Here is a 13834-nt window from a genome sequence, read left to right on the forward strand (position 1 = left end):
GCCGAGGTGGCAGAGCGGACTAATCCGCCCGGCTTAAAGGCCCCGGAGTCCAAACGCGACCGGCTCGAGACCGGTTTCTCCGGAAGGAGTGCTTGGGTTCGAATCCCAACCTCGGCGTAAAAACTATAGTTAAAAGCCCAACACTTTCACCCTGCTTGTTTTCAAGTTATATGCAGGGAAGAGGAAGTAGTGGATATGGGACTATACAACTATAAGAAAAGTATTCAAACTGCTGAACAAAGGATAATAGAAGCAGATTATTCACAAAAGAACAAGGACACTATTTTTGCTTTTGTGAACGTATTGTACGCAGAGGGTCTTTCCGATGCAAGAATTCTGAAATACCTTAGTCAATTGAACATACTCAGCAAGAATTTTGACAAGGATTTCGATGAGATTACAATGAGCGATATGTATCGCTTTTTGGCAGAGCTGGAAAGATCTGATAAGAAGCCATGGACTAAACAGGGATATAAAGTCACAATAAAACGTTTCTTCCGCTGGCTCAATGGCGGAAAAGAACCAGAAATGACCGAGTGGATCAAGACCCCTATCAAACAATCTGATCAAATGCTCCCAGAGGAACTACTTACAGAAGAGGAGTGTATGAGTATGATTGACTGTGCCAACCACCCACGAGATAAAGCAATTGCTGCGAGCTGGTATGATGCAGGAGCTCGTGTGGGTGAAATCGGTGAAGCAAAAATAAAGCACGTTGTCTTCGATGAAGTTGGTGCTTTTGTGATGGTTAAAGGCAAAACAGGCATGAGAAGAGTAAGATTGGTTTTCAGTGCACCATACATTGCCAAGTGGTTGGACATTCATCCTCTCAGAGACGACCCAGATGCTCCATTATGGGTAAACATTGGTCACAGAAACTTCGGAAAGGAAATGAAGTATGGAGCTATCCGAATGGTGATTAAAAGAACAGCAAAGAAAGCGGGTATTAAGAAGAGGGTATACAACCATCTTTTTCGACATTCCCGAGCAACCGATTATGCAGGTTTCATGTCACAGGCACAGCTTGAGATGCATATGGGGTGGAAGCACGGGACAAGGATGTCTGGAACATATCTTCATCTTCAGGGTGCTCAGGTTGACAACACCATTCTTGAACATTATGGACTGAAGGAAAAGCAGGATAAGGTTTCGGAGCTTACTCCTCGAAAATGCTCTCGTTGCAAGACCACGAACGGTCCAACATCTGATTTCTGCAGCAGTTGTGGAATGGCTCTTAATGCAGCTGCAGCAACAAATATCGATGGAATGCAACAACTGGGTATGCAATTGCTTCTTGAGATTGGTGCAAAGGATCCAAAGGATGCTCAGGAATTACAGGGATACCTGGGGAAATTGAAGGAAGCATTGTCTGATAGCACTTCAACCTCAATAAGTGACGAGTGAATCAACATGAGCCACGGACTTGCATAGCGGTGCCTTCCAGAACTGCAGGTCCTGGTTTGTTGGGTTCCCTGTAGTGGCATCCACTGCTTCAGGTGTTCCATATCCCTGAAGGGACAGGTTCGTAGTCTTACCTGCTACCTGTAATATCAGGTGCCTCTTGTCGTAATAGGCATCCTTTACAAATACCTGATAGAAACCTGTGTCTGAATTCACTGCACCCATCGTATCCCTTCCAAACACGTATGTGCTCTCAAGGATCACCTTTGTCCCATTTTGTATTGGGTCGCCATTCTGGTCTATAACATAGCCAGACATAACCACTCCTACGGTCGATTCTGACCATGATGTTGACAAAGGCAGGAGTCGGAGATAGAGATAGACGTTCTCCAGTATCTCTATTTTATGGAATATCGGTGTGTGCATACCATCTGAGCTGAACATTATCTTCAGCTTGTAGTATTTCCCCTGATAGCCTGCGTTATTCATGACCTTGTAACCTGCACCGTAGGACGTGGAACTTGTGCCGTCCGGCCCGATCCAGCCTGAGTTTGGTGTTCCGCTTTGGTCATCACTGATATAAATCTGTGCCCTTATGTCACAGCCTGCTGCTTCTGTAATTGACAAATAGAACAGGTCCAGGGACTTGTTATGCTCCTTCCACAGGTACCAGGGCATCTCAATTAATCCAGCTAGCGGATACCGGGTTATCTTGATATTGCTTAGTGTTATGCCTTCTGAGTATTCTGTCGGTGTCGTGTAATTTGCCTTACACCTGAGCCTGAAGTGCAACTTGGTCGTAGTCATAGCGACCACTTGACCTGTCCCACTTGTTACTCCGTTCTTCGACCACACCACAGTTCCGTCTGCATCCAGAAGCTCCAGTATGAAGTAGCTCGAGTTGATGTTCACATCATAATCAAACTCCACTGATAGAAAACCTGATTCTTGCCATATAAAGCCATGATTCGGATAGTTACTATCTATCACCGTGTATGTAGTGTCTGCCAACAGATCTATTTTCAGCTCTTTATTGCCTGCATCAACGGTGCCATTGCACGACAGGAACCCGTCATCCTCATCTATTTCTGTTGAATAGTTCGGTTCAATTTCCTCTTCCTCTAGTTCAAAGGTATTGTTATTGAACACCACTCCGCTTGTGATGCAGCCATATACAAAATCTGTAGCATCGAACACTTCTTTGTTAATCCTGTATGTGCTCAGGCCAATCTCACCAGTCTTGTTGTCCACGTCTGCGGTGTGCTCCAATGATATCTCTATGTCTGTCGTTAGAGCCGAGTGCAGCATCTCGTTTTTAGACCAATAAAAGAATTGACTGTCCGGTTGATTGACCTGTGAACTCTCTATTACCAGTGGATGAAAATCAACCGGGACCAGCACTGTTGCGGGGTTCGTGTCCGGGAAACTGAGCAATCTGTGCTTTATCCACATGTCGAAATAATACCGGATAAAGTCAAATGAAGGCGTGTACTTTCCGTCACCTGTTAACCATACTTTCGTTCTCCAGTATTTACCAGCAGCCGTTCCTGTCCATATTTTCCCGTTGTTGTCTGTATAATAAGTGCTTGATGTCCCGTCCGGGCCTACAAATCCTGACGTGGATGCCAGACTGTCACCTACATCGATTTGAGCCTTCACTTGTGTATCAGCTGTGCCCAGTGTATAGCCAAGATCTATTATCCTCAAGGCTTTCATGGATTCCTTGTACTTGTAACCCGTCTGCTCAATGTAGCCTGAAGTCTTGTACCTGTCCAGTACCACGTTGCCTATGTACATGTGGTTGTCCCAAGGATCCACAGGCGAAGTCCAGACCGAAGGAGAATTCGGAGCAATGCACCTGACCCGGAATACACAGTAATCGTCTACAAAGGTAACCACCTGGCCAGTGCCAGAAGCTGTCCCTGTCTTGCTCCACTTCACAGTACCTTCACTGTCCACAAGCTCTGCAATGAAGTACGATGAATTCAGCACTACATCATAGTCAAAGGTTATCTGGATAAAGCCTGATGCGATTATCTCAAACCCTTTGTTCATGTGGGTCTCATCCACCTTGTTGTAATCACTCTCATCGGCCAGGTCCAGTTTCATGCTCATTGTAGAATTATCCAGAGTAAGCAGGCCTGGCAGGAATCCATCATCTGTATCTACGTGGGCTGAGTTCTCTGGATAGATGTCGATCTGCTCTGTCTGGAGCATGAACATATCGCCATCATAGTCCACGTTTAACGTAGTGACTCCTTCTGTGAATATCAGGTCATTCTCTGTTTCCTCTTCCAGCAGCATAGCCGGTGAAAATTCCCTTACACCAATCAGTCCTGTATTTGAATCCGGCTGGCTTGCATCTGATGACTCCAATGCAAGGGAACCACCTAAACCTTCATTCCAGCTCTCAAGCGTGAACTCATCACCAGTTGTCCCGCCTGTCACTGATACTGCCGATACACTCCGGATCCCTGTGTCACCTGCATTAAGAGCAATTTCTATGTGACTGCCTGATGTCTTATAGGCTTCTACTGAAGTGCTAACGTCTGCTGTTTGTGAATTGCCAAACTGATCTACATAAGTAATAGTCACATCCAGAGGTGCATCGCCTATTGTGGCCTGTGGCACTATGAAACACCTGAATCCGCCTGATGATATTGAATCTCCCACAGTGAATCCTGTGCCCACAACATAAGTTCCGAACACGACAGCATCAAATGCCATGCTTCACCTCAGGCCACGTATTTCATAGCGAACGCCAGCACATTTGAATGGTCTGGAGATGTGAGCATCTTACACAGAAACTTAGTCGTTGCTCCATCTATGGCTATCACGTCCCCGTCTACCAGTCCTGCATCTATTGACAGCCTGAAAAACAGCTCCGACTGATATATCGGGGTCTTGTTATTTGCTGTATTGTGTATCACAGGCTTCATGAAATAGACTTTTCCGTTCCCGTTGCTTTTCCGAGCGTATGGCGTGTCATAGTAGAACTGTATGCCATCGTCTTCATCCCTGTCCTGGAATGAGAATGGCCTGGTCATCCTGTAATTTTCCAATCCAGAGTGTTCCCCAGTACCCGCCCACCATGCGTTCCTGGTAGTATAACAATAGAAATTTGTCAGGCCATCAGAATATTCTTTGGTGCCCATGTGCTCCATTACACAGATGAAACTTGACTGCCTGTCGTTGCTTGAAGGTTCCGGTTTGCCCATTACCACAAACCCTGTAGAATCCACCCACAGCCAATAATTTATCTGAAGGGTTGCCATGTCGGTGTACATATCATAAGACCAGTCCCTTCCCTCAAATCCAATAAATGTCTGGAATTTTGTGTCTCCCCAGGTATGGTTTATAGAGTCCCAAGTTGATGTAAACGTAACTCTTAATCCCTGTGCACCAGTATCATTTCCCTGATACCTTATGGCTTCGCTTGTCTTGTAGTTATGAACTTCCAGCGTCATCCAGATGTCTGCTGAATCGCCTGTATATTTTAAGCATCTTCTAGCCAACGTAGCTTCTGTGCTCCGATCAGTTGTGTCCCAGGTCGCATCTCCCTCTACCCAGTTCACAGAAGAGGCAATCAATGCATCAGCGATCTCATCCACGATGTCAGGTAATACTTTTGCTCCACTTGTAAATCCCATTTTTTACCTCACTCTACATACTTTATTGCGTAGTTTACCCTGCCTGTGTTGTCTGGGGAGTCCATTCCTATACACAGGAACTTCGTTGTAGCTCCATCTATCGCTACTACATCTCCATCCACAAGGCCGCCACCTTCTGAGAACATAAAGAACAGTTCGCTCTGACCTATGGGCATTGTCTCTGCCTGGTCGTTGAATATCAGGGGCTTTGCATAGTAGACCTTCCCGTTACCATCGCTCTTGAACGCATGATAATCAGCGTGCCAGAACTGGATGCCTTCGGTGCTCCAGGAATTTGTATAGGTGAATGGCCTGCACATGTTATGACATCTTCCAAGAGAGTTCCCGGCAGTGTTCCTCCAGCCTTCGTAATTCAACTTCGTGTAGTTGTAGAAATTCGTCAGGCCATCGCTGTATTCTTTACTGGCAATCCTTTCTACCACAGTAATTGCTGAAACCTGCAGGTTATCTGTTGAGTTCGCTTCCGGTCTTGCCATCAATACAAATCCTGTAGAATCCACCCAACAATAATATGTTAGCTGAGTCGAGAAACAGTTAGTCACTGGCGTTGTACTGCTTCTTCCAAAGAACGGAACATAGGTATGATAGTCCATGTTCGGGTATGTGTGGTTCACCGAATCCCACGTTGAATGGAACGCAATCCTCAATCCTTTTGCCTGGTATGATGTACTATATACCCAATATGATTGGTCATGGCATTCCAGGGTCAGATATATGTCATCTGTGGAGTGGTACAGGCACCTTCTTGCGTTATTTGCACCTACCGTCCTGTCCGTGGTGTCCCATGTTGTGTCTCCATCCGTCCAGCCTTCTGCTATTAGCTTGTCAGCGATCTCATCTATCAAGTCTGCAAGCACCTTTGCTCCACTGTAAAAAGTTCCTGCCATTAATCATCCACCTCCATGAACCATGATCCGTTCAAAATCGTTCCTCCATTGTTCAATTCATCACTCTCACGTGATATGTTTCCTACTACTGTTCCCGTGTTTATCTGCCCTAATGGAGAACCTGATTTTACCGTGGTCGTCCCACTGTCCACCGTATCTCCTGTCATCGCTACTTGCCTTTCTACTTCTGTGTCCTCGCAGTACACGATCTTACTCATAAATGACTTGCCGGACAGCACACTTCCATCCTCGTAAGCCCCGCTAAAAGTAGAACCATCGTAGGTCTTGAGCCTGAATGTTGGATCATTGCTGCTCCATATCTCCAGTTCCCAGTAGTAGCTGCCTGGCCCCATCGGGTCAAATATCCAGTGAAGCACCTCTTCCTGGTCAACTTCCTTGAAGATAGTCTCGACATATTTCACTCCCTTTGCCGGAGAATCGTAGAGCCTTGCTACTAAATTCTTCCCACCCGCATCGTGTACCACTATTTTGATGCGACCAAAATAGTGTTCTGCCGTGAAAGCCTGGCCAAAGGTGGTTGTGGTTTCGTCCCATGCTGCTGTACCGCCTGTCCTTGTCTCTAGTTCCACTCCTGTCTCTGGTCTGACCTTGACGTAGACCATGTCCTGCTGTGAGTTTGTTATCTTGCCTACGCTCATTCTTCAGTGCTCCTTGTGAAGACTATCTTCTGTCCAGTTGGTACTTCGAATATCAGATCCTTGCCTGTGCTGGATGTCTTTACCTTAAACCCATTCATGTCCAGATCCTCTTCTGCAGGGTTACTGAAACCACCTCCTCCACCAGATACAATAACACGCTCATTGTTGATGGGGAGAACAATACTCTCACCAGAACCAAGCACTTTTGCAGTAATCGTACCTCCCCTGTTCAATGCAACAGATGCCGAGGACCCTGATTCAGGGAGTGTAGCCACACCAATCTCTGTGGTTGCTTGCGATGCCAGTACATCCATGACAATAGATTCTGTAATGTCCACACTATTGGGTGACACCGAGTAGCCTTTCAGCCTGCTGTGGCTCAGGTCCCTGTCCGGAACACAAACAATGTGCACTTCAGAGGACGTGGCGGTTTTTACGTGAGAAATCTCAACTATCCTTACCCAGTTGACCCCGGTCATACCTACTGTGTAAAGTACATCTGTATATTCAGTCCAGCCATCGAACTTGACAAGCTGATACAGTTCCAGATCATGTCTTTTTGTAAGGGTTGCAGAGATCCTCTTTACAGGAAAATTGAATAAAGCGTAAAGCTCAGAAGCACGCTGGTCTGCACTGGCTTGGCTGGTCACATATGGAGATGGGTATTCCATGTACTCCCTGGGCTTTGCTGTCCCATTTGTGACATTGGTACTTTCCACTACTCCTGTGTACCAATTGCCGGAGGAATCGGACCCCTTGGCGATGATTCTGTTGTACTTATCATCGGAGGAGTTAGCCACCGTGATCTCAAGAATATCATTGTCCGTTTTCTCCAGCACTGCAGGCAATGGCAGGTCCAGGCCATCTGTATCATCGTCAATCTCTCCTGACCTGATGAAATAGGCACTGGTAATCCAATCAGGAGATTGTTCGGTTCCTGCATTTCGCCATTTGACCTCGAAAATGCAGTTGTAATACTCCGCAATCTCTGCGATGGCATCAAGTTTTGAAGTATTTGGATTGAAGATGAATTCTTTTTTTGTAATTGCAGAATCGGGAGAACGTATTTTGTATGGTTCCACGCCTGTCACTGTAGCCCAGTTGCTTCCACCAAGCAAGTCCTCGATATAGGTAATGATATCATCTATGCTTGCCAGTACAAGTTGAGTGCCAGGTACGAACTGGCGGGATAGGAACCACCTGAGGTCATAGGCATAGATATCGACTGTTTCTTCCACAAGTTTCAGATCATATGATTCATCAGGGGCCGTGATGCCACAAAATACTGCTTTGTTGTTTCCGGATTGGTCTTCCAGCTCAATAAGCACATCTGAATAGTTGACCGGGATGGAAACATCTACTATATGTGATTCCAGTTGCCAGAAAGCGTCCTTGATGGTTTTTGAAACTTTCAGGGATTCCAGAGGATATGTGTTCAAATCAACCATTATGCAGTATGCCTCCCAAAACTGATTGTGTAAGTATACTTTCCACTGCCCATAATCAGTTCCTTATACTTTAGCGGAGGAACAATGTAGCAGCTGGTGTACGAATCGGAGTCAATTACCAGTGTACCTGGCGAGCCGAGTTTTCCCAGCAGAGTGGATATCTCGGAAAATACCTCTGTGTAGCACTCAAAAGTCCTGGCGAACTTCTGCTCAGGAGATGCCTGGATGTACGTTTTCCCGGAAAGCAAGGTCGTTTCCTTGAAAGGAGAATCAACCGCAATTTCCGTATCCCTTATCACAGATACAGGTGAACCATCGAAAGTAACAATCATATGCCATAACCCCGTTGAACACGTTTTTGCCTGTTGTATTTCTCCAGGTCATGGACAAACTTCTCGAAGGGGTAATCTGCAGAGAGGTTGACATTCTGAACCACGAACTCATCTCCTGCATATGTATTATTAGTGGTACTTGTGCTTGTAGAAAAAGATCCAGCTACATTGGTTAAACCCGAGGCCAGCACTCCATCCATATTTCCAATGGACTTTTTGAGAGGAGATACAAAGAACGCATCCCAGTTTGGTAACTCGGATAATGGCCCAACTTCTGCGGGACTATGAGGGAGGTATCTGGAAATGCCGGAAAATACGTCTGAGACCGTAGATGTCAACGGATTTACCATCGACTTTATTCCGTTGATGAAGTTCTGTATCAGGTCCTTTCCTGAACGATAGAAGCTGCTACCAGCGGTTGAAAATATCGAAAGTATAGGATCAAATGCACTCGATATTATGGAGTACAAGAAATCCATACTATTCTTGGCAATATTCTGCAATGTCTGCCATGCACCTGCCCAATCTCCCGTGAGTATTTGTGCAAATAATAGAATTAGGTTGAGTATCTGGCCAAGCACGTATTCAAACGTTTTCAGAACCAGAGGCAGCCAGACCATTACATTATCGACTACATGGTCTGCAATGTATGAGACCAATGTCCCAAGAGCAGATGCTATAACAGCCACCGCAGATGTGATCGTATCACCATTCTCAGTCCACCAATCACTTATTCTGTTCATGGCATTGGACACAAAGTCCTGTACAATGGAAATGAGCGGTTCAACTGCAGTACGGATGTTTTCCAGTGTATCCATAACCACTGGAGATACTTTGTCCCAGCTCTTCCATATCAGAATAGCACCCAGTGCAAGAGCAGCAATCGCTATTCCTACTGGACCTGTTATAATCGCAACTATACTACTCAAAGCACCAGCCAGACCGGCACCACCGAGGAAGGTTGTTATTGTTCCGATAGCACCGATAGCAGAACCTGCTACAATCAGCACTGGTCCAATGGCTGCAGCTATGGCTGCTACTGCTACAATGACCTTGAGTATTGGTTTTGGAATTCCAGATACAACGTTGAGAATCTCAATGAAGGCACTGACCAGTGGCATGAGTCCTTCAGCGATCACATCACCGAAAGTTATCATGACATCTTGAAGTGCGGATTTGAGCTCACGTATAGCACCTCCTGGTCCCCCTTCCATTTCCTCTGCCATTTTAGCTGCAGCACCAGCGGAGTTCTCGAGCAATTTTGTTTGATCATGAATAGCATCTGACCCTACGGATAACAATGCAACCATACCAGGCCCTGCTTCCTGTCCAAAGAGTGACATGGCATCTGCTGTGGACAGACCAACTTTGCTTAGTGTTCCAATGATGTCTGTGAAAGACTGTGTGGTGGGATCCACGTCTGCAAGGGTTAGCTGGTATTTCTCCAGCACTCCGGCAACTTCAGCTGTTGGATCTGCAAGCCGTGTCAAAGCACCTCGTAGTGCAGTACCAGCTCGGCTTCCCTGAACACCTGCATCTGACATCTTTCCGATGATGGCAGCAGTCTCTTCCATGGATATCCCCATTGCAGCAGCAAGGGGTGCAACATAGGACATTGCTTGTCCAAGTTGAGTAATATCGGTGTTAGAGGAAGCAGATGCTTTGGCAAGGACATCAGCTACTCTTCCGGCTTCACTTGCCTGCAGATTAAAACCAGTAAGCACATTTGATGCGATATCTGAAGCAGTACCAAGGTCTATGGCTCCTGCTGCAGCAAGGCTAAGCATATCGTCGATGGATTCCATTACCTCTGAAGTGGAGAAACCCGCCATCGCAAGATACTGCATACCTTCGGCAGCTTCACTTGCAGAGAAACGGGTCGTTCGGCCAAGTTCCCTGGCAAGGTCTGTCATCTGCTTGAACTCATCGCCAGTAGCTCCAGATATGGCTTTGACCTTTCTCATGGAATCATCAAAAGAGGAAGCTGTATGGAAAGCCACAGCTCCAAGACCAAGAACTGGAGCCGTAACGTATGCGGAGAGTGTTTTTCCGGCAGAGGTCATCTGCTTACCAGTTTCCTGAAACTTCTTTCCCATCTGGCTGGCCTGTGAACTCACCTCATCAAATGCTTTCTTGATCTGGCTCACGTCTCCAATGATCGAAACAATGAGTTCACCGATAGAAGTCATTTTCACCCTCTTTTTATCTTGTTACCGTACAGCTCGTAGAATCGTTTCAGGTCCGGTCTGTCAGCGTTTTTCACTTCTGTCATCTTTTCCTGTTCACCCAAAGCCTCTCCAAGCACAGCCCAGAAAACCCTGGCCTGCATCTCAACTGCCTGCATTCCTTTTTCGTAGTAGAGCATGACCTGGTCCGTGGACATTTGGTCTAGAAGATGGCTAGGGGTGGCCCATGAATACATGATCCCCATCTGGGCAAAGATGTCCCCGATGGTCACTGACAGTTTTTTTCTGTACCCTCTGCCGGCTTTATCTCCTCTAGTTTCTGGATGATAGGCTCTAGGACGAACTTTGAGAACTCAACGAGGGTGAACATGTCCACATTATCCATGAGCCAGTCCGCAGTTATCTTTGGATTTGAACGCTGACAGGCAATTGCAACCACCTCGACAAAACTCTCGATGTTCTTGCCGTTTTCAAGATTGTGAATCTTCTCAGGAGAGTCTGTCATATCAATTAGCTTCAGGGTTGCACGTGTTGAAAACACCGAAACATCAACTTTTTCTCCACCTATCCTTGCAATCCGCTTCACCGGTGCAATGGTATCGAAATCCTTCATGATATCAGAGCTCATGTTCAGACCCCCTGCTCATCGTAGATCTCATACAATTGGTCACCTGCTGTTCTGCTAACATCCAGCATACCTTTCATCTTTAGATGTGGCATTGCAGGATCGTCTCCATCGTCTGCAGGGAACTCGATGTTCTGACCTTCATTGACCGTGGCCTTGTAGAGTGTGATGCGGAAGATCTTATCGTTCTCATCGGCGTTGGTGATACGAACCACACGATCCGAGATTGAGGTCTTACCACCGCTTGTAAGAGTGGCAGCAGAGCTGGGAGTGTAGGAATAATCTACCTTGATACCTTCACCGTCAGAGATGACCGTAGAATCTGATATCCTGGCAATGCAGGTGTATCCATCGGAATCAACTGCTACTACGTAGTCGGTGTTCCTGACGGCTGCATTGTCTGATGCATCTGTAACCACAATGCTGGAAACTTCAGTCCCATCTCCATTCATGTGATCGAGCTTTACAAAATCAGTGCCTTCAAGAGTATGTGTTTCATCGGTCACGGATACAGGAGTTCCTGCAACCGTGGAATATGTGTCCAGGTCACCTCTTATGGTGTTTAGGTTTTCCAGGTCCACTTCCATCATGTCACATTCAATGTATGCGACATGTTCCTTGATTCCAACCTTCACGATACCGGCATTGTCGGATTTTACCTCGACATCCTCCCATTCTTCCTTGAACACTGCATTACGGATGGCGCCGATATTGACAAGCGATCCTATGGATGTACCTATCTCCAGTTTTCCGGATCCAAACCGGATGGCATTTGAGTTCTGTACGGTTGTTTGTGCCATGTTATTACCTCATATGTATGATCTTGAAATCTATCGGAATGTGAAAAATGCCAGAACCATCCTCTATAGCATCATGCGAATCAAGGTACGCTATTTGCTTGATGGGATTCCCGTCGGCCACACCTTTGTACCGGTTCAGACATTCGATGACGGCATCTGATAACTGCTGTACCTGGGCATATGTCCCGGACCAGCAGGAGAATTGATACCTTGGAGTTGCAAAACCGGTCACATGGTCGATAGGATTGCTTATCTTGTGGATGGATATCGCTGGCATTTGACAATCAAGCGGTAATCTCAGCGGATATATCCTGTCGCTGATAAGATCAGCCACTGAACTGTCCTGCAATAGCAGATTTCGAAGAGCTCCATGAACAGATGTCATCTATACTTCCTGATCACATGCTGAAGCTTGATGCTGATCGCCTTTTCGATCTCGTCGGTGTTCTCATCCAGAGCAGGTCTGAGGAACGGTCGTGGTTGCTGATGGTATCTCCTTCCCAGGGAATCGGTATCATTGAATCCCTTCTCAAGACGCATTGCATAGTTCATGGTGGAGCCGACCATCACCTCACATCGTTCGTTCGACTTTTCAACAGACACAGGGTTGACCTCTGCGAGATTGCGGAACAGGTTACCTGTTATTCTGTGTGGGAAATCATCACCTCCCTTTCTGGAATTCTCCTGGGCAGCCCTCACAACAACATCAGCTCCTGCAAGCACACCCTCCTCCAGAATGTCGGCAATGTCCTTGCCCAGCTCCTGCAGGTTCTTCTGCAGCTTTTCCATTCCTCTGACTTTGAACTGGAACATATCATCACCTGATTATCTGCACCACAATCCCTGCCAGCTGCAGGAACACAACCACTGCCAGGCCGAGAAAAGCATTTCTTCCCAGCCAGCGGTTCTGTCGCTCTTCCAGCAGACGGATCCTTTCTTCGTGATCCTCGATGGAACACTTCTCAAGTACACGAATCCTTTTCTCGTGGTCATCGAGCTGACAGCTCATTTTGTCAATGCCTGCACGAACGTGCTTGACATCGTTATGAGTCTCAATTATCTTGTCATAAGTGTCAGAATCGATCTCCATTATTCCACCGCCTTGAGCTTGCATTCGTAATGATGAACAATAGAGTTGAACAGTCGGGTGATCGGTATGACAGACAACACCTCATAAGAATGGGAATAACCAGGAACCGTGCTGCTTATGGTATCACCTACTTCCACAACAATATCAGATGGCAAAATCACAGAAACCTCTGAAACACTATGCTCCCCGCTTTCAAGTATATTGATCTGTCCTGAATCATCGGATGTCAGAAAACGACATGGTGATACGGTGCTGTTCTCTGCATAGACAGGAGAACCGTATTCGTCTGTCCCGGCCTGGGTCCTTGAAATAATGGTGCATTCGTGGATCAGACCAATGGTATGGATGGTCATTCCTATTCCTCGCTGTTCACCGTTCTGATACCACTTCTTCCATATGGGATTGAGAAAGCCCGATGCTTGTACCTGTTTATGTATGAAGTGGCCTTCTCACGATGCATCTGTATGTCAGCATCAACATCGTTTGACTGCTGTTCGGACCCCAGTTTGACCTGCTTTGCAAGTTCACCGGTGTACTTCATTCGTTCCAGAACGGTTGCAGCTGAAAGATGTATGCAGGCTATGTTCAGTGCAGGTTCCGTGCTCTCCGTACTCGCACCGGTTTCAAGAGAGATCTCTGCCGATGCGTGAGTTATGATGGCAAGTATATCATCATCTGTTACGGATTCCGGAGATACGATCGTTTTTACTTCTGACACCGAGCATAGCATCTAGG

At 46.5% G+C, this 13834-nt stretch carries 16 protein-coding genes and 1 tRNA gene; 2 read left to right on the forward strand and 15 right to left on the reverse strand.

All coding sequences use genetic code 11. From position 1 onward, the window contains the following. Both RE474_RS04115 and RE474_RS04120 read left to right on the forward strand, forming a co-directional pair. Window positions 1-117: transfer RNA gene (locus RE474_RS04115), tRNA-Ser, on the forward strand. 78 nt (window positions 118-195) lie between these two features. Then, window positions 196-1404: a tyrosine-type recombinase/integrase gene (locus tag RE474_RS04120; RefSeq protein ID WP_309311713.1), complete on the forward strand. Its 1209-nt coding sequence runs from the start codon at window positions 196-198 to the stop codon at window positions 1402-1404. Here RE474_RS04120 and RE474_RS04125 read toward each other — a convergent pair. From RE474_RS04125 to RE474_RS04195, 15 genes are all read right to left on the reverse strand, one after another. Then, window positions 1387-4128 (reverse strand): hypothetical protein, encoded by a 2742-nt coding sequence (locus RE474_RS04125; protein ID WP_309311714.1) that lies wholly within the window; start codon window positions 4126-4128, stop codon window positions 1387-1389. The genes RE474_RS04120 and RE474_RS04125 overlap by 18 nt on opposite strands. An 8-nt stretch (window positions 4129-4136) precedes the next feature. Continuing rightward, window positions 4137-5051, reverse strand: a complete 915-nt coding sequence (locus tag RE474_RS04130; RefSeq protein WP_091937763.1) for a hypothetical protein — start codon at window positions 5049-5051, stop codon at window positions 4137-4139. A gap of 8 nt (window positions 5052-5059) precedes the next feature. Continuing rightward, the gene (locus tag RE474_RS04135; RefSeq protein ID WP_309311715.1) at window positions 5060-5959 is read right to left on the reverse strand and encodes a hypothetical protein; all 900 of its coding nucleotides are present in this window, start codon (window positions 5957-5959) and stop codon (window positions 5060-5062) included. After that, on the reverse strand, window positions 5959-6618 hold the full coding sequence (locus tag RE474_RS04140) for a hypothetical protein (RefSeq protein WP_309311716.1): 660 nt from the start codon (window positions 6616-6618) through the stop codon (window positions 5959-5961). Before RE474_RS04140 ends, RE474_RS04135 begins: the two co-directional genes overlap by 1 nt. After that, entirely contained in the window at window positions 6615-8066 is a 1452-nt protein-coding gene (locus RE474_RS04145; RefSeq protein WP_309311717.1) for a hypothetical protein, read from the reverse strand. The genes RE474_RS04140 and RE474_RS04145 overlap by 4 nt, the downstream gene beginning before the upstream one ends. Next, entirely contained in the window at window positions 8066-8398 is a 333-nt protein-coding gene (locus RE474_RS04150; RefSeq protein ID WP_309311718.1) for a hypothetical protein, read from the reverse strand. The genes RE474_RS04145 and RE474_RS04150 overlap by 1 nt, the downstream gene beginning before the upstream one ends. Then, window positions 8395-10587, reverse strand: coding sequence for a phage tail tape measure protein (locus tag RE474_RS04155; protein ID WP_309311719.1), 2193 nt, complete (start codon window positions 10585-10587; stop codon window positions 8395-8397). The genes RE474_RS04150 and RE474_RS04155 overlap by 4 nt, the downstream gene beginning before the upstream one ends. A gap of 2 nt (window positions 10588-10589) precedes the next feature. After that, complete coding sequence (locus RE474_RS04160; protein ID WP_309311720.1) at window positions 10590-10781, reverse strand: hypothetical protein; 192 nt, start codon at window positions 10779-10781, stop codon at window positions 10590-10592. A 71-nt stretch (window positions 10782-10852) separates the two neighbouring features. Further along, window positions 10853-11212, reverse strand: a complete 360-nt coding sequence (locus tag RE474_RS04165; RefSeq protein ID WP_309311721.1) for a hypothetical protein — start codon at window positions 11210-11212, stop codon at window positions 10853-10855. 2 nt (window positions 11213-11214) lie between these two features. Next, on the reverse strand, window positions 11215-12009 hold the full coding sequence (locus RE474_RS04170; RefSeq protein ID WP_309311722.1) for a hypothetical protein: 795 nt from the start codon (window positions 12007-12009) through the stop codon (window positions 11215-11217). A 4-nt stretch (window positions 12010-12013) separates the two neighbouring features. Then, complete coding sequence (gene gp17 / locus RE474_RS04175; RefSeq protein WP_091938224.1) at window positions 12014-12394, reverse strand: tail completion protein gp17; 381 nt, start codon at window positions 12392-12394, stop codon at window positions 12014-12016. Continuing rightward, complete coding sequence (locus RE474_RS04180; RefSeq protein ID WP_309311723.1) at window positions 12391-12822, reverse strand: HK97-gp10 family putative phage morphogenesis protein; 432 nt, start codon at window positions 12820-12822, stop codon at window positions 12391-12393. Before RE474_RS04180 ends, gp17 begins: the two co-directional genes overlap by 4 nt. A gap of 4 nt (window positions 12823-12826) precedes the next feature. After that, window positions 12827-13099 (reverse strand): hypothetical protein, encoded by a 273-nt coding sequence (locus RE474_RS04185; protein ID WP_309311724.1) that lies wholly within the window; start codon window positions 13097-13099, stop codon window positions 12827-12829. Further along, on the reverse strand, window positions 13099-13452 hold the full coding sequence (locus tag RE474_RS04190) for a hypothetical protein (protein WP_309311725.1): 354 nt from the start codon (window positions 13450-13452) through the stop codon (window positions 13099-13101). The genes RE474_RS04185 and RE474_RS04190 overlap by 1 nt, the downstream gene beginning before the upstream one ends. Before the next feature lie 2 nt (window positions 13453-13454). Continuing rightward, the gene (locus tag RE474_RS04195; RefSeq protein WP_309311726.1) at window positions 13455-13829 is read right to left on the reverse strand and encodes a hypothetical protein; all 375 of its coding nucleotides are present in this window, start codon (window positions 13827-13829) and stop codon (window positions 13455-13457) included. Window positions 13830-13834 lie beyond the last annotated feature (5 nt).

It is taken from the genome of Methanolobus sediminis, assembly GCF_031312595.1.
Taxonomy (GTDB): domain Archaea; phylum Halobacteriota; class Methanosarcinia; order Methanosarcinales; family Methanosarcinaceae; genus Methanolobus; species Methanolobus sediminis.